The organism is Novosphingobium sp. KN65.2 (assembly GCF_001368935.1).
Classification (GTDB): Bacteria; Pseudomonadota; Alphaproteobacteria; order Sphingomonadales; family Sphingomonadaceae; genus Novosphingobium; species Novosphingobium mathurense.
In genome coordinates, this window is record NZ_CCBH010000131.1 from 27631 (window position 1) to 48260 (window position 20630).

At 63.1% G+C, this 20630-nt stretch carries 14 protein-coding genes; 9 read left to right on the forward strand and 5 right to left on the reverse strand.

Features of this window, described 5'->3' with window-relative positions; translation table 11 throughout:
- Position 1: 1 nt before the first annotated feature.
- From SPHV1_RS04735 to SPHV1_RS24290, 6 genes are read left to right on the forward strand one after another with little or no spacing between them, the layout of a single operon-like run.
- Entirely contained in the window at positions 2-883 is an 882-nt protein-coding gene (locus SPHV1_RS04735; protein WP_054944895.1) for a hypothetical protein, read from the forward strand.
- A complete protein-coding gene (locus SPHV1_RS04740) occupies positions 880-2964 on the forward strand; it encodes a CoA transferase (protein ID WP_231634524.1) in 2085 nt (694 codons plus the stop codon). The genes SPHV1_RS04735 and SPHV1_RS04740 overlap by 4 nt, the downstream gene beginning before the upstream one ends.
- Complete coding sequence (locus SPHV1_RS04745; RefSeq protein WP_054944897.1) at positions 2961-4247, forward strand: 2-hydroxyacyl-CoA dehydratase subunit D; 1287 nt, start codon at positions 2961-2963, stop codon at positions 4245-4247. The genes SPHV1_RS04740 and SPHV1_RS04745 overlap by 4 nt, the downstream gene beginning before the upstream one ends.
- On the forward strand, positions 4244-5275 hold the full coding sequence (gene dctP, locus SPHV1_RS04750; protein WP_054944898.1) for a TRAP transporter substrate-binding protein DctP: 1032 nt from the start codon (positions 4244-4246) through the stop codon (positions 5273-5275). The genes SPHV1_RS04745 and dctP overlap by 4 nt, the downstream gene beginning before the upstream one ends.
- Positions 5272-6429 carry a CaiB/BaiF CoA-transferase family protein gene (locus tag SPHV1_RS04755; protein ID WP_054944899.1) on the forward strand — a complete coding sequence of 386 codons (1158 nt, stop codon included), beginning with the start codon at positions 5272-5274 and terminating at the stop codon, positions 6427-6429. The genes dctP and SPHV1_RS04755 overlap by 4 nt, the downstream gene beginning before the upstream one ends.
- A complete protein-coding gene (locus SPHV1_RS24290; protein ID WP_231634525.1) occupies positions 6408-9065 on the forward strand; it encodes a CocE/NonD family hydrolase in 2658 nt (885 codons plus the stop codon). Before SPHV1_RS04755 ends, SPHV1_RS24290 begins: the two co-directional genes overlap by 22 nt.
- Positions 9066-9198: 133 nt before the next feature.
- Here SPHV1_RS24290 and SPHV1_RS04765 read toward each other — a convergent pair whose 3' ends face one another.
- Entirely contained in the window at positions 9199-10281 is a 1083-nt protein-coding gene (locus SPHV1_RS04765) for a YeiH family protein (protein WP_054944900.1), read from the reverse strand.
- Positions 10282-10390: 109 nt separating this feature from the next.
- Here SPHV1_RS04765 and SPHV1_RS04770 point away from each other — a divergent pair, with 109 nt between their 5' ends.
- Entirely contained in the window at positions 10391-11629 is a 1239-nt protein-coding gene (locus SPHV1_RS04770) for an MFS transporter (RefSeq protein WP_082430819.1), read from the forward strand.
- Positions 11630-11672: 43 nt separating this feature from the next.
- Here the strand turns inward: SPHV1_RS04770 and SPHV1_RS04775 are convergent, their stop codons facing one another.
- From SPHV1_RS04775 to SPHV1_RS04790, 4 genes are all read right to left on the reverse strand, one after another.
- Positions 11673-13448 (reverse strand): diguanylate cyclase, encoded by a 1776-nt coding sequence (locus SPHV1_RS04775; RefSeq protein WP_054944901.1) that lies wholly within the window; start codon positions 13446-13448, stop codon positions 11673-11675.
- 174 nt (positions 13449-13622) lie between these two features.
- Positions 13623-16049: a TonB-dependent receptor gene (locus SPHV1_RS04780; protein ID WP_054944908.1), complete on the reverse strand. Its 2427-nt coding sequence runs from the start codon at positions 16047-16049 to the stop codon at positions 13623-13625.
- A 135-nt stretch (positions 16050-16184) separates the two neighbouring features.
- Positions 16185-17942 carry a sulfotransferase gene (locus SPHV1_RS04785; protein ID WP_054944902.1) on the reverse strand — a complete coding sequence of 586 codons (1758 nt, stop codon included), beginning with the start codon at positions 17940-17942 and terminating at the stop codon, positions 16185-16187.
- 39 nt (positions 17943-17981) lie between these two features.
- Positions 17982-18167, reverse strand: a complete 186-nt coding sequence (locus SPHV1_RS04790; RefSeq protein WP_054944903.1) for a hypothetical protein — start codon at positions 18165-18167, stop codon at positions 17982-17984.
- Between the two features lie 80 nt (positions 18168-18247).
- Here SPHV1_RS04790 and SPHV1_RS04795 point away from each other — a divergent pair, with 80 nt between their 5' ends.
- Positions 18248-19321 carry a LacI family DNA-binding transcriptional regulator gene (locus SPHV1_RS04795; protein ID WP_054944904.1) on the forward strand — a complete coding sequence of 358 codons (1074 nt, stop codon included), beginning with the start codon at positions 18248-18250 and terminating at the stop codon, positions 19319-19321.
- On the forward strand, positions 19314-20534 hold the full coding sequence (locus SPHV1_RS04800) for an MFS transporter (protein ID WP_054944905.1): 1221 nt from the start codon (positions 19314-19316) through the stop codon (positions 20532-20534). The genes SPHV1_RS04795 and SPHV1_RS04800 overlap by 8 nt, the downstream gene beginning before the upstream one ends.
- Positions 20535-20630 lie beyond the last annotated feature (96 nt).

Sequence of the window (20630 nt, forward strand, 5' to 3'; positions counted from 1 at the left end):
GATGATTGCAATCGCCGGCCCGAACCTGCCGCTAGAACTGCTCACCGCGACCGGACGCCATGCGGGCGTGGTCGGCTTTGATCCGGACTTGGAGACGCCGCGTGCCGACCGCTGGCTGGAAAGCAAGTTTGCGCCATGGGCGCGGGCCGTACTGGAAGGTTGGGCGCAAGGGGCCTATGACGATCTGGACCAGGTGCTCTTCAGTCGCGCGGACGATACGTCTCAGCGCCTGTATTACTACGTCTGCGAACTCCAGCGCCGGGGGCTGCTGGGCGGACCCGAAGCCATCGTCCTCGACATCGCCAAGATCCCGCGGCGCACCAGTCTGGACCGGACGGTCGAAAAGCTGCGCGAAATGGGCGAGCGGTTGTGCGTGAGCGAAGAGGCGCTCGAAAAGGCCATCGTCGCAAGCCACGATAGGGCAGGCGATGGCAGCACAGCGCCAGGGGAGGGCCGCGTGTGCCTGCTGGCCGGGACCAATCCGCCTGACATGCGTCTGCACGAGGCTGTCGCCAGGGCCGGATTTCGCGCTGTCGGGCGCACACTCGCGCAGGAATGGCTTGATCCCGGCGCGCCTGCGCAGCGCGACAGCGGCGATCCCTACGCCGCCCTAGGTCGCAAGCTGCATGCCCGTGGCGAAGGACCCCGCAGTTTTGCCGATCCGGCGGCGGCACTGCGCGCTGGTCTTGCTGCAAGCGGGGCTGAGGCTGTTGTCCTCTGGCGTATCGAGGAGGACGAGGCGCAGTGTTGGCATCTGCCACAGGAGCGTGCGGCGATCGAGGCGTCGGGTCTGCCTTCGCTGATCCTCACCCGCCGCGATTGGCTGGGACGCGACGGTTCCGCTGCGCAGATCGAGTCGTTCCTGAGGGAGGTGAGCGCATGAGTCTGCTTGCTGGACATCGCGTGGCTGTGCTGGGCGCAATGCACGAGCGTCCGCTCGCGCGCTACCTAGCCTCGCTCGGTGCCGATTTGGGCGGTGCCGTGGAAGGGGCCTCATTCGTGATCGACGATCTCGGGCTTGAGGCGACCGGGGCCATGGGGATTTCCGCAGATGCCGTCCACGTCTCTGTAACCCCCTTCGGCTCTGGCGGTCCGCGCTCGACATGGCGCGGCGGGGAACTCGTGGCTTCGGCCATGGGTGGCGCGCTGCGCTTGACCGGCGAGCCGGGCGAGAAGCCGGTGAAGGAAGCAGGCGATGCCTGTACCTTTCACGCCGATATGGTCGCGGCGGCCGGAGCCATGGCGGCACACTTCGCACGCGGCACGCATGGGCGGGGCCAATACGTAGACGTCTCGATCCAGCAAGTGGCGATGAGCCGCAACGTCAATGGCATCCTTGTCTGGCAGTTTGACAAGCGCAAGCTCGATCGGGCCGGCGGATGCATCGCCTATGGCCGCGCAAAAGTTCGGGTGATCTGGAAGCTCGTCGACGGCTGGTGTTTCCACGCGCTGATGACCGGGAGGCTGGGTGCCCCGGCAAACCGCGCGCTGTCGCAATGGATGGACGAGACCGGTTGCGACAATCCGATGCGCGATGTGGACTGGCTGGCCTACAATCGCTCAACCCTTCCGGCAGAGACGCGCGGGCGGTGGGAAGCGGCAATGGCCCGCTTCTTCGCCGCGCGATCCAAGGCGGAGATAGCCGGCGAGGGACGCCGCCGGGGCATCAATGCCTGCGTCGTCAACGAACCACGCGATGTCCTGCGCGATGCCCATCTCGCGGCCCGCGGTTTTCTCGACACGCCGAGCGGCTTGCCCGAGCGCTTTGCAGTGGTGCGTGACGGCGCCGCCGTCTCGGCCCCGGCAATCCATGCGGGCACGCGCTCCGGGCCGCTTTCAGGCGTCAGGGTACTCGATTTCGCCTGGGCCCTGGTCGGCTCGATCACTACCAAGACGCTGGGCGATCTTGGCGCGGAAGTGGTCAAGATCGAGACGCGCAACCGTCCGGATCTCGCCCGCCTGGATGTGCAGGTGGCTGCATCTTCGGCCACCAGTTTCGATGACAAGCCATGGTTCGCGAACCTCAATACCTCAAAGCGCAGCCTGACCCTCGATCTCAAGAAACCTGCTTCACGGGAAGTACTCGATCCCCTGGTGGAATGGGCGGACGTGGTCGTCGAAAACTTCTCGCCCGGGACGATGGCCAAGCTCGGGCTCGACTACGACCGGCTGGCGGCTCGCAATCCGGGTATTGTCATGGTTTCGGGCAGCGTCTTCGGCCAGACCGGTCCGCTGGCGCAGGAGTGGGGGGTCGACGGGACCGGCGGAGCCTTGTCCGGACGTACTTTCCTGACCGGCTATCCGGATGGCGAGCCGGTCATACCGGGCGCGGTGCCTTATGGCGACGTGATCGTTCCCTACGTCATGGCGGGCCATGTCGCCGCCGCGCTGCAACGCCGACGCGAAACCGGGCAAGGGTGTCAAATCGATGCCTCCATGTACGAGATCTGCGTCCAGCAGATGCGCGATTCTCTCGCGATGGCGCGGGCTGGGCAACATCCGCAGCGTTTGGGTAACGCCGATCCCGCCGTGCCGTTTCAGGATGTCTTTCCCGCTGCCGGTGAAGATCGTTGGGTGGCAATCAGCGCCTTCACGCCCGAGGAGCGCAGTCGCCTCTCCGAGATTGCCGGCCCGGACATCGCTGCATGGACCAGCATGCGCGAGGATCATGCCATTGCCGCGCAGCTGCAGGCGGCTGGCATTGCCGCTGGCGCGCTGCAGGACTGTGAGGACCTTCTCGAGAGCGATCCCCAGATCGCGGGCCGCGAGGCCTTATGGGACCTCGATCATCCACTGCTCGGCAGGTTCGGCCACGTGGCAACGCCGATGCGTTTTTCGCGTGACCGGCTGCAGCCTTTCCGCGCGCCTTCGATGGGCGAGCACAGCCATGAAATCGCCCGCAGTCTCTCGGGCCTTTCCGAGGCGGATATCGCGCGCCTCGACGACAACGGAGTATTCCATTGAGCCAGTCCGCCAACCAGCGCAGCCGCAAGATGCTTGCCTGTACCGCAGAGGCGACGGCCTACCAGAAGGCGTTCGGCCAGGACTTGCGCCGCCGCGTCGTCGACGATCAGGAGCCTTACGCCATCGTTCAGGCCGATACCCCGCACGAGCTGTTCCACGCGATGGGGATTCCCATCGTTACCAACCAGTGGTGGTCCGCCTACATTTCCGCAAAGCAGCTTTCCGGCCGCTATTTCGATGCAATGGTGGACAAGGGCTTTCCTGCCAACAGCTGCAAGTACTGCTCGCTCGGCCTTGCCTGCACCCTCGCCAACGAACCGGAGACCGCGCCCTGGGGCGGGCTGCCGAGCCCGACGGTGCTGGTCGCGCGGCTGACCTGCGATTGCATCCAGCATGTCTTCGGCCTCTGGGCGCACGAACTCGGCAGCGAGTTCTTCGCCATGGAAGCGCCCGCGTGGGAGCATAAGGAAGAGGACTGGTACGCCAACGCCAGGGCCGACTGGGAACGCGTCTACCAGCCCGACAGGATCGCGCAGATGGTGCGGGAGATGGAAGACCTGATCGTCCTGCTGGAAGAACGGACGGGACGTAAGTTCGATGCAGCGAAGTTCGAGACGCTGATGGAGCGCATCAACGAGCAGGAGGGCTATATCTGGGAGGCGGCCCGCGCCATCGGCGAAGCGCGGCCGTGCCCGGTCTCGATCGCCGAGCAGATGCCCAATACGATGATCCCGCAGTGGCATCGCGGATCGGACTGGGCCGTTGCCCATGCCCGCAAATTCCGGGACGAGGTTCTGGAACGCATCGCGCAGGGGCAGGGCGCCGCTACGCAAGAGCGCCTGCGCCTGATGTGGATCGGGGCAGGGGTCTGGCACGATCCGGGTTTCTACCAGGCGCTTGAGGAGAATCTCGGCGCGGTGTTCGTCTGGTCGATGTACATGCCCTTTGCCGGGCCCGCCTACATCCGCGATATCAAGGGGCGGCCGATGGAGGCCCTCGCCAGCCGCGTTGCCTCGATGAACGAAACGCTGCACCTGCCGCCTTGGATGAGCGGCTGGATGACCTCGGAAGCCAAGCGCTGCGGGATCGATGCCGCGGTAATCCTGCTCCCGCCCGATAACCGTCTCTCGCAATCGGGCACGAAACTGACCGCGCTGGCACTGGAAGAGGCGGGCGTGCCAGTGCTGATGATCGATGCTGACATGGTCGACGCCAAAATCTGGGATCACGACCGGATGGTCGCGATGGTCGAGGCCTTCCTGCGGGACAAGGGACTGGCATGAGGCGGTTCGCCGCCCTCTTGGCGCTGGCCCTTCTGGCGTCCTGTTCCCGGCCCTTGCCGCCGGGTGTGACCGAACTTGTCTATGCCTCTCCCTATCCGCCGTCGCATCCCTTCAGCCGCGCGGACCGGCGCTGGATCGACTTTGTCGAAAAGCGCTCGGGGGGCAGCCTGTTGATCCGCCCGATCTGGTCGGGGGCGCTGTTGTCCTCGGACATGTCGATGGAGGAGATCCGCCATGGGGTTGCCGACATCGGACTGATTACCCCGATCTATTCGCGCGGCGGCACGCATCTGCTGCGCACGCAGACGGGCTTCTACAGCGGTGCGGATACGATTGAATCGCAGCTTGCGCTCTATCATTGCATGGCTGGCGCAGTGCCTGAATTCGCGCGGGAGCTGGCCGGGCTGAAAGTGCTGGCCGTGCAGGGCGGGGTTCTGCCCGGTATCCTGACGCGCAACCGTAGGGTCGAGCATCTCGCAGACCTCAAGGGCCTGCGCATCAGGGCGCCGACCGAACTGCTGCCTATTCTGCAAGCGCTTGGCGCCGATCCGGTCGACCTGCCGATGGGAGAGGTCTACAGCGCCCTTGCCAAGGGGGTGATAGACGGGGTCGTCGCTCCACCCGATACATTGCGCTCCCTCCACTTCGCGGAAGTGACGCGCTATTTCTTCGAACTGCGTATTCCACGCGGTGCCTATCCCGGGCGGGCCATGGACCTCGAGGCCTGGAACGCGCTCGATCCCTCGCAGCGGGAAACCCTGACTGAAGGCATCGGCGTGTGGGAACAGGCGCTTGCCGAGGAGAACCGCGCGGCTGCGGCGGCAGGCGAGCAGGCGGGACGCGGCGTCATCGTCAATAGCCCGGCCGACCCCGCCGAACAGGCGCGGTTCGAAGCTCTCTACTTGCGCGAGGCAAAGCAGACCGCGCGCGCGCTCGAACAATACGGAATAGATGGAATGAATGCCTATCGCGTGGCTCGCGAGAGCCTTGTCGCCCGCAATCGGGTCAAGTGTGGAGGTCACCCATGACGCAACCGCTAGCCGGGATCAGGGTGGCCGATTTCAGTCATGTCATGGCTGGCCCCTTCGCCAGTCATCTGCTGCGCCTGATGGGCGCGGAAGTAATCAAGATCGAATCGCCCAATGGGGACCAGTTTCGCAACTACGGCTCGAATCGCGAGTACGACGGAATGAGCCCGGCCTTCATCGCGGCCAATGTCGGTAAAAAGAGCATCGCGCTTGACCTGAAGGACCCGAAGGACAGCGAGATCGCGCGGGCAATCGTCGCGCGCAGCGACGTGCTGCTGGAGAACTTTCGGCCCGGCGTGATCGCCCGTCTCGGTTTCGGATACGACGCGGTGCGGGCCATGCGGCCCGGTATCGTCTTCTGCTCCGTCTCGGGATACGGGCAGGACAGCCCGCAACGCGACTGGCCCGCCATCGATAATATCGTTCAGGCGACAAGCGGCATGATGATGTTGAGCGGTGCTGAGGGCGATCCGCCAGTGCGCGTGGGCTTTCCCATCGTCGATACGCTGACGGGCCAGACGGCGGCGGTCGCGATCCTGGGCGCGCTGATGCAGCGGGAGCGGACGGGCGAGGGGGCCTATATCGACGTGTCGATGCTCGATGCGAGCCTGGCTTTCATGACCTCCGCACTCACGCCCTATCTCGTGACCGGCAGCCCGCTGCGGCGGCTCGGCAACACCGGCTACAGCGAATTGCCGACCGCTGCGCTCTACGAAGCGCGCGACGGGCGGCACGTTTCGCTCGGCGTCGTGCAGGAGAACCAGTTTGCCGCGCTTGCGCGCGAGCTCGGGCGGCAGGACTGGCTCGGCGATCCACGTTACGCCACGGCCGATGCGCGCCGCGCCAACTTCGATGCGATGCACGATGAACTGGCAGCGATCTTCCTGACCCGCGATGCCGGCGATTGGGAACGGGACCTCAGCAATGCAGGCATTCCCTGCGGCAAGATCCGTCGGGTCGGTGAAGCGGCGAGCCTGGCTACGCCCGATGCACTGATGGAGATGTCGATTGCCGGATTGCCAGGGGGCGACCGGGTCTCGGTGCCGAACGCCGGTTTCCGCATGCAGCCGGGACAACCGGGCACGAACGAGGCTCCGCCGAGAATTGACCAACACCGGGAGGAGATACTGCAATGGCTGGCATCCGGGCAATGACAGGGGGAGCCTGGGTGGGCCGCGCGACCCCGCCTTGGCGAAGGACAGTCGGGCTTATTGCCGCTTCTGTCGCCGGTTCCCTTCTTGTCGCGTCAGGCGTGCAGGCCGAAGACTATCCGGATTACACGCGCAGTTCCGTTTACGTGCCGGTCAGGGATGGCACGAAGCTGGCCATGAACGTCTATCGCCCTGCCAATGGAGCCGGCGTCGTGGACGAGAAACTGCCGGTGATCTTCGCCTTCACGCCCTATCGCGCGCGCTATAAGGGCGAGGACGGCAGGATCGTTGAAGCCGCCCTGGGCGACCAGCTTGCCCTGCGTTCGCTGCTGCGGGCGGGCTATGTCGTCGCCGTAGCCGACATCCGCGGAAAGGGTGCCTCTTTCGGCCATCGCCGCGGCTTCCAGGACCGCACGGAGGCGCGCGACGGATACGATCTTGTCGAGTGGTTGGCGCGCCAGCCTTTCTCCAGTGGCAAGGTCGGCATGATTGGGTGTTCCTATCTGGGCGGGACGACGATGCACACGGTCAGTACCGCGCCGCCCTCGCTCAAGGCCGCCTTCATTGGCGCGACCGACTGGGATAAATACGCCTTCGTGCGCCGGGGCGGCCTGACCGCTCAGTTCAACACCCGTCCCGACGAGCCGCCGGCGGTCGATCTTGCCAGTCTGCCGGTCGATGCCGACCCCGATGCCGCGATGCTGCGCGAGGCCGTGGCGGAGCATGCCGCGAATACTTCGATGAGCGGGCTGTGGTACTCCATGCCCTATCGCGACAGCGTGTCGCCGCTGACCGGCAATGACTTCTGGAACGAAGTGGCGATCTGGCGCTACGCCGATACGATCCGCAAGTCGGGCATCGTGACTTACGTGTGGGGCAATTGGAAGGACGAGCCGACAAGCCAGGTGCTGGTTGCCGCCCGGAATCTCGGCAGTCGGGTTTTGGTGGGGCCGGGCAGCCATTGCGTGCCCCCGCCGGGCTTCGATTTCACCGGGGAGATCACGCGCTATTTCGATCACTACCTGAAGAACGCGGACAACGGATTTTCCGGGCAGCCGCCGGTGACGTTCTGGTCCGCCGACGGCAATGGCAAAGGGCACTATGTGCGTCAGGATGCCTTGCCCGGGGCCGGTTCGACCACGTGGTCATGGTATCTGAACGGGGGTGACAAGGATGGCCAGCGCGGGCTTTCCCCGCGACCCGGTGACAGTGGGACGGACCGCTTCACAGTCGATTACGATGTCGCCAACGATGCCTATTTCGCGTTCTGGCCGCAACCGCTCGACGCGCATGGGATTACCTATACGAGTGCGCCGTTCGAGCATCCGGTGGACCTGCTCGGCTACCCGCTGGCGCATCTGCAGTTACGGTCCAACCGTCCCGATGCCGATGTATTCGTCTATCTGGAGGAAGTATCTCCGGGCGGTTCGGCGCAAGTGCTCTCCTTCGGGCGGTTGAAGCTTTCTCACCGCGCGATTGCTCCCGCCCCATGGGACAATCTCGGGCTGCCCTGGCACAGCGGACTGCGCAACGACGTTTCGCCGCTGGGCAAGGGTGAAACCGCGCGCATGGAAATCGCCATGATGCCGCTCTCGCACCGGATCGAGCCGGGCTATCGTCTGCGCTTCGTAATGACCGGCGCCGATCCGCGGCAGCGCAACCTGGCAGAGGTGCGGCAGGACCCGCCACCGGTGCTCGAGATAGAGCGCGGTTGGCAGTTCGGCTCGCGCATCGACTTGCCGCTGCGCGAGCCACGGGACGATACCATTGCCGGCCAGATCGGCGGCACGGGAGGGCGCGGTACCTATCCGGCGGTTGCGCAGGCACGCGCCGATGCGCCAGGCTATACGATCTATCGTCCGCAAGTTCTGCCGGCAGGAAAGCTGCCGCTCGTTCTTTGGGGCAATGGCGGTTGCCGCGATGACGGGTTGAGCGCCGGACATGCACTCAGGGAATTCGCCAGCCACGGCTATCTCGTGATCGCCAACGGCGCTCCGCGCGAGGAGCGCCCGGTGCTTGCCGCCCTGCCAAAGCCGGGCGAGGGTGCCATGCGCATTCCGACAGAGGCCGAGCGCAAGCCCGACGAGACCTCTACCGCGCAATTGCTTGCCGCGATCGATTGGGCCGAGCGCGTCAATGCCGATCCTGCCGACCCGCTCTACGGTCGTGTCGATATCACGAGGATCGCGGCCACGGGGCATAGCTGCGGCGGTTTGCAGGCGCTGGCTGCAGGAGCCGACCCGCGCGTCGATACAGTCATCGCCTTCGGCAGCGGGGTTTACAATCAAACCGGGTCGGGCCTGAGCGGGGTGAAGATCGTCAAGGACGACCTCAAGCGACTGCACACGTCGGTCGCCTATATCCTGGGTGGTCCGACTGACATCGCCTATCCGAACGGCACCGATGACTTTGCGAAGATCGCACATATCCCCGTAATGTTGGCGAACCTGCCGGTCGGCCATAACGGGACGCTTCCGCTTGCCGATGGTGGCGAATGGGCTCGTGTGGGTGCCTCATGGCTGGACTGGCAGTTAAAGGGCGACAGGCAGGCCGGATTGATGTTCACCGGCAATGACTGCGGCTTGTGCAAATCGCCCCACTGGACAGTGCAGCGAAAGAACTTTCCGGCAAAGCCCTGATTCTTCTGGCCCGAAGCGGGATTCAAAACTCATTTCTCCCCCGAGAAATCATGGATGCCATTCAAGGAGTCCCGGAAGCGGTTAAATCGAGCAACGCTACCGCGGCAGGTTGCGCTTTCTCGCTTGGGGCCCGTCAACCGCCGATGCTGAGGCCAACGAAGGCCAGGGCGGACAGGAAGCTCACGACCGTTGCAACGATGACAGGAGTTAAAGAGCGCCAGCCCAGTTCGATCAGGAGGTCCATGCGAGAGCGCATCGCCGTGGCCGTAACCGCGAGAAGCAGAAGCGCTTTCGATCCAGACAGAGCGGCCGTCTTAGCTACCTCCGGCACAGCGATGAGGCTGTTGAGGGCAACGACTCCGATGAATGCGGTGATGAACCATGGTGGGCTGAAGCGGCGCCAAGCCGGGCGGTCCTCCTGCCCGGAACTGGGGCCCAGCCACAAGCTTACCAGCATGACTATCGGTGCCAGCAGGGCAACCCGGGCAAGCTTGACGATCGTTGCATAGGAACCGGCGATGTCGGAATAGGCGTATCCGCCGCCGATGGCCTGCGCGACGTCATGAATGGACGCGCCGATCAGGAAGCCAGCCTGTTTGTCGCCGAAGCCCATCTGGCCGGCCAGTGCCGGGTAAACGGACATCGCAATGGCGCTTGCCAGTGATACGCCGACAAGGGTGAGCGCGAACTGGGCCTGGCTGAGCCTTTCCTTGCCGATCACGCCATAGAGCGCGAGGGCTGCGCTGGCGCCGCAAATGGCCGTCGCGCCGCCCGCCAGAATTCCGGCATAGCGCGATTGTCCCGATATCCTGGCACCCGCGAGGCCGGCGCCGAAGGCAAGCGTCATGATTACCAGCAGCGCCGCAAAAGGCTGGATGCCCAACGCTTCGATCTGGACGAAGGTGATCTGCAGACCGAGAACGACAATGCCAAGGCGCAGGCAGGTGCGCGAGGCGAAGTCCAGCCCGGCATGCGTGTCCTGATCGCGCGAGATGAAATTGAGGGCGAGGCCGATGAGGAGGCCCATGAGGATGATCGGAAATCCGTAATGGTCCGACAGCCATGCCGCTGCACCGGCCGCCGCACCGCATGCCAGCAGTCCGGGAACAAGGTGCGACGGCACACGCTTGCCCGGCGGCGGGGTGTCTCCGGTGAGCTGCAGTTCGCCAAACAGGTCGCCAGCATGGGGCGATGCCTGCCAGTCCACACCTCTCATTCCTCTCTCCGATCCCATATGTCTAACGGTGTCATATTTTGCTTCCCTTATCAGGCACGGGCGCTAAGCTGCAACAACAATTCGGCTGGTAGGGCCGGGGATCGGGAGAATGCAGGTGGTAACGCAAGAGCAGTTGATGCGTGAAAAGGTGGCGAGCAGGATCGTCGTCCTGTTGGTTGTCCTCCTTTTCTTGGGCAATGCGCTCAATTACGTCGACAGGCAGGTTCTTGCCCTGCTCAAGCCGACGCTCGAAGCTGAGTTCCACTGGACCGATACCGACTATGCCCACCTTGGCGCGACTTTCCAGATCGCTGCCGCCGTTGCCCTGTTGGGGGTCGGCTGGTTCGTCGACCGATTGGGCGTGCGTCTGGCCTATGGCATTGCCATTGCGGTCTGGAGCGCCGCGGGAATGGCACATGCCCTTGCCGCAAGCGTCCAGCAGTTCGTTGCAGCCCGCGTAGTCCTGGCGGTTGGCGAATCGGTCAGTACGCCGGCCGGGCTCAAGGCTGCGGCGATTTATCTTCCTGCGAGGCAGCGAAATGTCGCCATCGGGCTTATCAACACCGCGCCCAACATCGGCGCGATCATCACGCCGCTGCTGATCCCGCCCTTCGCCATTGCCTTTGGCTGGAAGGCTGCCTTCATCGTGACCGGAAGCCTGGGCTTCATCTGGTTGGCGTTCTGGTGGCCGACGATGCGCGGGATCAAGCCGCTCCATCATGTTGCCGAGCGAGCTCCCGTGAGATGGGGAGAGATGCTGCGCGACCGCAGGACCTGGGCGGTAACCGGCGCCAAGGCCTTTACCGACTGTGTCTGGTGGTTCGTGCTGTTCTGGATGCCGGACTTCTTCAACCGGGCCTTCGGGATGAGCCAGGCCGATCTTGGCTGGCCCATTGCAATCATCTTCGCGCTCGCCGCGCTTGGCGCGATTACATCCGGGGGGCTTTACCCCATACTCTTGGGTCGCGGCTATACCGTCAACCGCGCCCGCAAGATGTCGATGCTGTTCTTCGCAATGACGGTCCTGATCATGCTTCTTGCCCTGCAGACCGACAACCCCTGGCTTGCTGCGGTGTTCATCGGCTTCGGGCTGTTCGCTCACCAGGGTTTCTCGACGAACATCTTCGGCATGGCGGCAGACATCGTTCCGTCCGCGCGCATGGCAAGCGTGATTGCCGTGGGTGCGGTGGCTGGCAACCTGTCAGGAACGGCGATGATCGAGTTCGCGGGCTGGTCGCTGGATAGCGGTCTTGGCTATGGCCCGATCTTCGGGATCTGCAGTGTCGCCTACCTATGTGCGCTGGCCTTCATCCATCTGGTCGTGCCGGATCTTCAGCTGGAGGATTGATCCTGCTTGTCCCCCATGTTCGCCAGTTCTCGGCAGGCATGGGTCAGGCAGCGGCGCGAACGCCGTTCCTGCCGAACCGCTTCATTTCATAAAGTGCCACGTCGGCAGCGTGAAAGACCTGATCCGGCAGGTCCGACGCGCGAAATTCTGCCACGCCGCAACTGACTGTCGCCAGGATATGGACAGTATCCTCGCTGAAGGCAGGCGTCTGCCTGACGGATTCGACGATGCGTTGACATGCATTTCGCGCCGTTTCCAGATCGCAATGGAGGAGAATGGCGAACTCGTCGCCGCCGATCCGTGCAATGAAATCGCCTTCGCGCATGCTTCTCTTCATGCGCTGGGCTATTTCCCGCAGGACGACATCACCAACGCCGTGTCCATGGGCGTCGTTTATGGCCTTGAAGCAATCGACGTCGACGATCGCCAGCGAAGTGGAGCCGATGGGGGAGTGAGCAAGGGCTTCCAGTTCCACGCGCAGACCCTGGCGGTTCGGCAAGCCGGTGAGGTCGTCCTTCAGGGCTTTCAGCTCCAGTGTGGCTTCGTTGTCCTTGCGTACGGTCACGTCACGCAAATTGATCACCGCACCCGCGATGCAACAATTGCGCCGAAGCAGGCCGATCGAGCCTTCAAGGACCAGTTCAGGACGCAACATCGGCGTGAATTCGAATGTGCCGGGCAAGGCGATGTCATTTCTTGCCGCCCGGTGCATCTCGCGAACGAGATCCTGCGCCAGTGGCGAGACCGTGTCCATTGAGCGGCCAATCATCTGACCCGGCTCGATGCCGAGGTACTTCCTGAGCGGTCCTTCCGCCCACTTGCACATGCCGTCTACGTCGAAGCCGAGGATGCCGTCCGGTGAATGCGACATCATCAGACGCAGGGCTTCCTCGCGTTCGGCGAGGTCGTGCATGACGGTCTTTCGCGAGGAGACGATCGTTGCAACCGGCAGCACGGTCGCGAGCAGCAGGACCAGGTAGAACTGGAAATAGAATTCCTGGGCGCCTTTGGAATAGGGCATTATCGCGATCGGTCCCGCCCCCCTGATCGTGGCGACGGCGCCGATGACGGCGATGATGATGACGCCTGCCATGACCGAGGAATTGCCATGTCTGAAGGCCAGCACCAGCAGGGATGACGTCAGCAGGAACAGCAGGGGAATGTTGTCCTGTGCAAAGACGAAAGCCGTCAGCAGCGTATGTGTGCCGACTAGGCCCAGAACTTCGACTTTTTCGGTAGGGCCGCGCGACTGGAAGCCATGCCAGTAGCTTCCTTCGAACAGGGCCTTGAGGAACGGCGTCACGACGATGTAGCCCAGCGAATTGCTGAGGAACCAGCTGAGGAAGGAGGAACCGAGGTCCTCGCCGTAGCTTAGAAAGGTAACGAGGGTGCCGGCCATGGCCCCGACGAGTGGCGCGACGAGCCCGGCACAGGTCACGAAGCCCAGAACCGTGCGAGCGCTGTCAAGCAGACTGTCGCCTTTGTTAACCTGCAGCAGTAACCAGGCCGCAAGCCAGGTCTGGCCCATGTTGATGCCGCCATAAAGGAAAAGTCCCGGCGTCCATTCCCGGGTCAGGACGTTCGCGATCAGGTTGCCGCACCAGCCGGCGAGCAGGATGTAGGGCCAGTCACGCTTCGGATGTTTCAGGAGAAGGGCAAGAATTACAGCATCGGCGGGCCACATCGTGGCATGCGCGTGAAGGTCGGAAGTGACGTAGATCGTGGTCCAAGCGAGCAGGGCGTAACCCAGTGCGCCGATAAGCGCGCTATCGACGCAGTGCTGCCAGTCCTTTTTTCCTTCACTTACTTTGGCGACCATCGTCGCCCGGTCTAGCAAGATTCGTTAAAGAATTTTCTATCGTCGATTAGGTAGTGCGATTCGAAATCCATTGCGTTGATTTGCAATAAAAATTGCTTGCGCAAAGATCTCGTTTGGACCGTAGGCTTGGCCAAGGAGTACCTGGTGTTCAGATCCTTGGCCAATGACTGGCCACTAGTAGTCGTAGCCCACCTTGACGCCGAATAACTGGGGCTTGGTCGGATAGGCCATCGCGTATTCTCCGCAGAGCTGCGGGGCGCATACGGTGTTGAGCGACAGGATGCCGTGGCTGGAAAAGGCATTCTGGATGAAGCCTTCCACGCGATAGTGATCCCACCTCATGCCTATCGAGAAGTCGGCGGTCGTGAACGCCCTGGTCGGGCCGACTGCGGCAAAGTCACTGTCGGTGAGGAAGGAGCGGGTGCCGCCCTGGTGGCTGACCGTAGCCTGGAAGAATGCCGTTCCTGCGCCCACGGGGGCCTCGTATCGTGCGGTGGCATTGCCCTTGAACTTGGGCATGACCGGGAGACGGGTGCCCGAAGGTGTGGATTCGCCAAGCGAGCAGTCCGGATTGTTCGTAGCGTCGAGGTAGCAGAAGCCGCGCGACAACTGGGCATCGACATAAGTCGCACCGGCGGACAGCGAAAGGCCACCGAAGCGCATCGAGACGTCACCCTCGATGCCGTAGATACGGGCATCGCCGGCGTTGTAGGTGTTGGTCACGCCATTCTGGCCGAAGGGAACGAGGCCGAACTGGAGGTTCTTCCATTTTTCGTAGAAAACCGCGCCGTTGAAAATGGCGGGGCCGAGGCGGGTTTTCCAGCCGATCTCGTAGTTGTCGAGGGTGTCGGCCTTGAACGGTCTGACGCCGGGCCTGCGGTTGTTGCCGCCGGGGCGATAGCCGCGCGAGACGGTGCCGTAGAACATGATGTCCGGCGTCGCCTGCCATTTCACGCCGCCTTTCCAGATGACGCCGGATTCGTCGACTTTCTTGTCCACGCTCTGGCACGGCACGTCGGGAATGTCGGTCGGGAAGCAGATAGCCGGATCGACGCTGCTGCCGGAATTGAGGCCGGAGAAGCCGAAGATCGTGTTCTTGGCCATGAAGCCGCGGATGCCGCCGATTAGCGTGACCGACGGGACAACGTCGTATTCCGCCTGCGCGAACATCGCGTAATCGCGGTCCTTGCGGTTGATGCGGGTGCGGAAAGCCGTGTCGGAATTGGGGAAGGGGACTACCCAATCGGGGTCGACTGCGGTGCCCAGGCCCTGGATATCATAGTCCGCAAAGACCTTGTCGGTCTGGATCTGCAGGAACATGCCGGCGGTAAGCCGGAACGGTTTGTCCGAAGGTGAGCTGACGCGCAGTTCCTGCGTAAACTTGGTGTACTTGTCCTTCAGGATCGCGTTCTGGGTGGGGTCGAGGAATTGGCCGTCAGGTCCGATGAACTTGGTTGCATCGCTGAAGTAGGTAACGCCATCGTATTCGTAGGTGTAGCTGTCGTAAGCGACGCTATAATAGGAATAATCGGGACGGTTATCGACCGTACGCTCGAAGTAGCCACCGACATAGGTGACATCCCAGTCCGAGAGCTTGCCCTGTACGGTCAGCGCAGCTTGCCACCATTCGTCCTTGTTATAGCCGGGCAGGTAGGAAGTGACTGTGAGATAGGGCTTGCCTGAAACGGCAGGACGGTTGGCGTTGCCTGGGACATCGCGCACCGGTCCCCACAGGAAACTGCCGTGGGCAACCTGGTGCTGGTACATGAAGGAGGGCGTGACCGTCCAGGAATCGTCGAGTTCGATACCCAGCGCTGCGCGGCCGCCGGCCGTCTCGACATCGTTGAAGTCGTCCTCCACCAGCGCCGCGTTGGTGACGGTGACACTGGTCGTCGGATCGTTGTCGTCCAGATAGAATGTGCGCGTGCCCGGCTTGTTGTCGATATACCCGCCCTGCTTTTCATAGAAGGCACTGACGCGCAGGGCCATCATGTCGCTGAGCGGCAGGTTGACGTAGCCTTCGACGGAGCCACCGAAGTCGCCCTTGCCCCATTTGTTGGCCTGGAGGTCGATCGAGCCGGAGGTCTTGGTCGGGTCGGGCTTGTTGGTGATGATGCGCAACACGCCCGAAAGCGAGGAAGCGCCGAACAGCGTGCCCTGCGGCCCGGCGAGCGCTTCGATACGGGCAATGTCGTAGACATGGAAGTCTACCGTTCCCCCGATCGTCGTGACGGGCACGTCGTCGATATACATCGAACTGGTCGGCAAGGGGCCGATGTGCAGGCCGTCGCCGCCGGAAGCCACGCCGCGGAAGAATATCTGCGACTGGCTGGGGCCGAACGACTGGAAACTGACGCTGGGCAGGATCTTCGCGTAGTCGTCGAAAGAGGCGACGTTCGCGTTCTCGAGGCTTTCCGAGCCGAGGACATTGATGCTCAGCGGAACTTTCTGGAGGCTTTCCTCCCTGCGCTGGGCGGTAACGATGATTTCGCCGCTATATTCTTCGCCAGCCTGTTGGGCATGAACGGTTATGGGCGCGATAAGAGATGTCGTCGAAAGCAGAGTAAAGGCGAGCCGGCCCTTTCGGATTCCTCGAAGCATGCGGAAACCCCCCTGAAATGATGCGACATAGTTTGCCATGCGTGTTTATTCGCAAAGCGAATTGTTTCAGGGCATCGCGATTTGTGTTGCTTTTTCAGCTATGCGTTGCGGTGCTGCCACAGTGGCTTCGGCGGTTTATCGGCAAGCGTAATCGTCAAGCGTGGGCCCCAGGGCTTCGCGCAGCGGCGTCAGGCGGTCTTCGACGGCTCTCCAAAGCCCGGCACCGTCGCGATTGATGGGACGGCGAACTTGCTCGGAACTGGCGGTGCGCACCGCGCGGTCGTTTTCGAAGAAGCGCAGGCAGGCATCCTCGAACGGCAGGGCCAAGGCGTTGAGCAGGTTGCGGGTCGCCGCTTCGGGATCGTCCAGCAGGTCCTCATGGATGACCCTCACGATGCGCCCCGGCATGACGGAATCGAAATGACGCATGAGCCGAACGTAATCGGCGTAATAGTGACCGATGTCGGCAAGGTCATAGGAGAAGGCCTGGCCACTGGCGTAGTGTTGGCGGAAATTCGAATAACCGCAGTCCAACGGATGGCGGCGGGCATCGACGATGCGCGCATTGGGCAAGATCAGGTGGATCAGTCCGGCATGCAGCCAGTTGTTCGGCGTCTTGTCGATGAACAGCGCCTTGCCTTCACGGCGATGGATGCGCGTGCGCTCGAGATAGGTTTCGCCAAGCTCCCGCAGCCGCTCCGGAGATAGTCCGGCGATGACTTCGGGATAGCTGCCTTCCTTCCCAAGCCGGGAGACCAGGGAAAGGATGTCCGGCAATTCCATCGTGCCTTCGACCATCGAGTGACTGGAGAGGATCTGCTCGATGAGCGTCGAGCCGGCGCGCGGAAGGCCCAGCACGAATACCGGATCGGGTTCCGGGCAGCCCAGGCCATTGCGCTTCGCAAGGAAGGCGGCATCGAACAGGGCAATGGTGCGATCGACCGTCCTCCTGGTCCTTTCGGCGCGATAGGGAAGCTGTTCGCGGCGCAGGGTATTGGCCGTGAGATAATGGTCGAAGCCTTCCTCGGGGCGTCCCGCATCCTCAAGCGCCTTGGCGAGCGCAAAATGAAGATGGTACCTGTCTTCGGCACTGGCCGAGGGATCGGCAAGTCCGGCTTGAATGGACGCTATATCCGCTTCCTGAAGGCGCACGGTCTTGAGATTGGCGATGGACCACCAGGCTTCCCCGAAGGCCGGGCGCAAGTCCAGCGCGCGGCGGTAGGCGGCCACCGCGTCGGCCTGTCGGCCTACGGTCTTGAGCGCGTGGCCATAGCTGGTCCAGATGCGCGGTTGGCGTTCGCTGCCCGGGCGTGCCAGTACGCTTTCGTAAAGGCTGATCGCTTCGGCGAATTCGCCAAGCCGGCCGACGACTGCGGCGCGTAGCACGCCATTGCCGGGGCCTTCATCGGTCAGACGATCCAGCTCCGCCAGGGCTTCTACAGTCTTGTTCTGGCGGTAGAGGGCCATGGCCAGATTGGTGCGCGCGGCAACGAAGGCGGGGGCGAGTTCCAGTGCACGGCGCAGGAGCTGTTCCGCATCCTGATAGCGCGCGATCCGTCCGGCGATCTCGGCCAGCATCCGAATGGCGGCGACGTCGAACGGGTTCTCGCGCAGGCGGCCGCGAAGGAGCGGTTCTGCCTGCTCAAGCCTGTTCCGGACCATCGCGTGCCCGGCCTGGATCAGGATCGGGTCGAGAGTGGAGGCATCGATCGCGGCCAGTTCTTCGACACTGGCGCGCTCTTCATTGCCCAGGGCGCGCAAGGCGCGGGCGGCGAGGCGATGGGCTTCGGCGTCATCCGAATTTCGGGCCAGCAGCCTTTCGCAGTCGCGTAGGGCGGCGCGCGGGTTCTGGCCCACCTCCTTACGTATGGCGGAGTAGTTTGCTGGCGTCATACGTGGATCGACACCTCACCGTGGTTGATTCCACATCTTTCATACAGGACAAGATTCTCGACTGGCAATGAATTGCACAGGAGCGATGCTGCCAAGCTGCGCGATGATGAACTGGCGCACCTGCTTGCCGGTCTGCGCGCGCAGGTAGCCCGCACGGGCGGCCGTCTCCCTGAAAGCCGCAACACCGGCGGTGCCGACGATCAGGACTATCCCAAGTCCGTGCATATCGACTGGGTCCGTGTCTGGCAAAAGCCGCCAAGCGCAGCTAGTACACGGCAGCAGGCACAGGGGGAAATCCGTAGACCATGGGGCGACGGCGCCAGGCAGTCACGATCAAGCACGTTGCGGCGGACGCGGGCGTCTCGCTGCAGACGGTCAGTCGCGTCATCAACAACGAGCCCAATGTGCGGTCCGAAATGCGCGAGCGCGTCCAGGCATCGATCGACAAGTTGGGCTATGTCCCGTCGATCGCTGCACAGCGCATGAGCGGATCGCGCTCTTACCTGATCCTCGCACTCAACGATCGGGAGCGCACGATCGCCGATTGGCGCGCACGCCATGGCACGGACTGGGTGGACCAGATGCTGCTGGGCGGCATGCTGGAATGTTCGCAGCATGGCTATCGCCTGATCTTCGAACTGGTCGACACGCATAACGACCATGTCGAACGTGAACTGACCGCCGCGATTGCCGCTTTGCAGCCGGACGGTGCTGTCCTGACGCCGCCGCATTCGGAAAATCCCAAGATCCTGGCGACGCTCGACCGGTTCAACATTCCCTATTCCCGCATGGGGTCGCGCACAGGGTTCGACGAGACGGGGCATGACGGCTTCAAGATCGCCATGGATGAGGAAGGCGCCGCGCGCCTCGCGACGCGTCACCTGCTTGACCTTGGACATAGTCGGATCGGGTTCATCGCGGGCCCTGCAAATTACAAACTCTCGCAGTGGCGCGTCGACGGCTGGCGCGGTGAGATGGAAGCCGCCGGCAATGCCACCGAAGGGCTTCTGGCCGCAGGCGACTTTACTTTCGCTTCGGGCGAGCAGGCAGCAAGGACGCTGCTCTCGCAGGACAACCGGCCGACGGCTATCATTGTCAGCAACGATCAGATGTCACTCGCCACCGTCGAAGTCGCGCATGAGCTGGAGCTGTCGATCCCGCAGGACCTTTCGCTGATCAGCTTCGACAATACCCCGCCAGTCCGGTTCACCAGGCCGCCCCTCACGGCCGTGGACCAGCCGGTAGCGGACATGACCGCTCGCGCAGTGCGGATGCTGATTGCGTGGCAGCGGGACAAGACGTGCGAACCTGCCGCCGAAGTCATTTCAGCCGATCTCGTCGTGCGCGGATCGACGGCTCCGCCGGGGCAAAGTGGCTAGGATTAACGTCGCAGAAGCGGCATCCGGTGAGAAGCGTTGCAATTCTGCCGGACGCTTCCTGGCGCTCTATGCCCTTGCATGGGCCGGAGCGACGATTGCCTACACGCCGTTCCTGACGATACTCCTGCCGGTTCGCGCCGAACTGCTGGCCGGCGGACAGCAGGTGCAATGGCTGGCGGCGACGACTTTCGCCGGAGCGATGGCCGCCAGTCTCGGCAATATCGCCTTTGGATGGTTGAGTGACCTGAGCGGACAGCGAAGGATCTGGGTGGGACTTGGCCTGGTGCTCTCCGGCGTCATCCTGCTGCTCATCCCGAGTATCGAAAGGCTGCCGGTCCTGATCGCGGCGGTGATCGGCTGGCAGCTTGCGCTGAATATGATGATGGCGCCGCTTTCTGCATGGGCTGGGGACGGGGTGCCCGACAGGCACAAGGGCATCCTTGGCGGGCTGCTTGCCTTTGCTCCGGCCCTTGGCGCGTTTTCCGGTGCCTTCGTCACGATCCCGGGCTTGGCGGAAGTGCAAATGCGCTTTGTGCTCGTGGTCATGATCACCTGTGCCTGCGTGGTGCCGCTGCTGGTCTTCGGCGGGCGAGGCGGGGCCGGCAGGCAGGAAGCCGATTTGCTGGAACGGGATGTACGGTTCGACAGCGCCCAATGGCTGCGATTGACCGTGACTCGCATGTGGTTTGCGCGTCTCCTCGTGCAGATCACCGTAGTCTCCCTGTTCGCCTATCTCTACATCTGGTTTCGCAGCATCGACCGGAGCTTTACCGATTCGTCAGTCGCAAGATTATTGTCCTTCGTCCTCCTCCTTGCCGCGCCCGTGGCCCTTTGGGCTGGACGTTGGGCCGATCTGGCCGGACGTCCGATAGCGCCCTTGCGCATATGCGCGATCGTCAGTGGCGCAGGACTCGCGCTGATGGCACTGGCAAACGACCCGGAACTGGCGATGGGTGGCTACATCGTATTCGGCATTTCGAGTACGGTGTTCCTGTCCCTGCACAGCGCACAGACCTTGCGCATCCTGCCAGACAACGCGCGTCGTGGACGGGATCTGGGATTTTTCAACCTCACCAATACCGTGCCCTCACTTATCGTCCCCTCCCTGACTATGGCCCTCGTGCCTGCTCTCGGATTTCCGGCGCTCTTCGCGGTCCTGACGATCTTCGCGCTGTCCGCAGCATTCCTGCTTCGTCGGCCGTCCCGGCCCTGATCTACCGCTTCGGTGGCGTTTTGAAGCGTCGCCGTTTTGACAATACTCTTCTACGCTGACTGCAGTGAACGCCGTCACGCCAAAAAAAATGCCCCC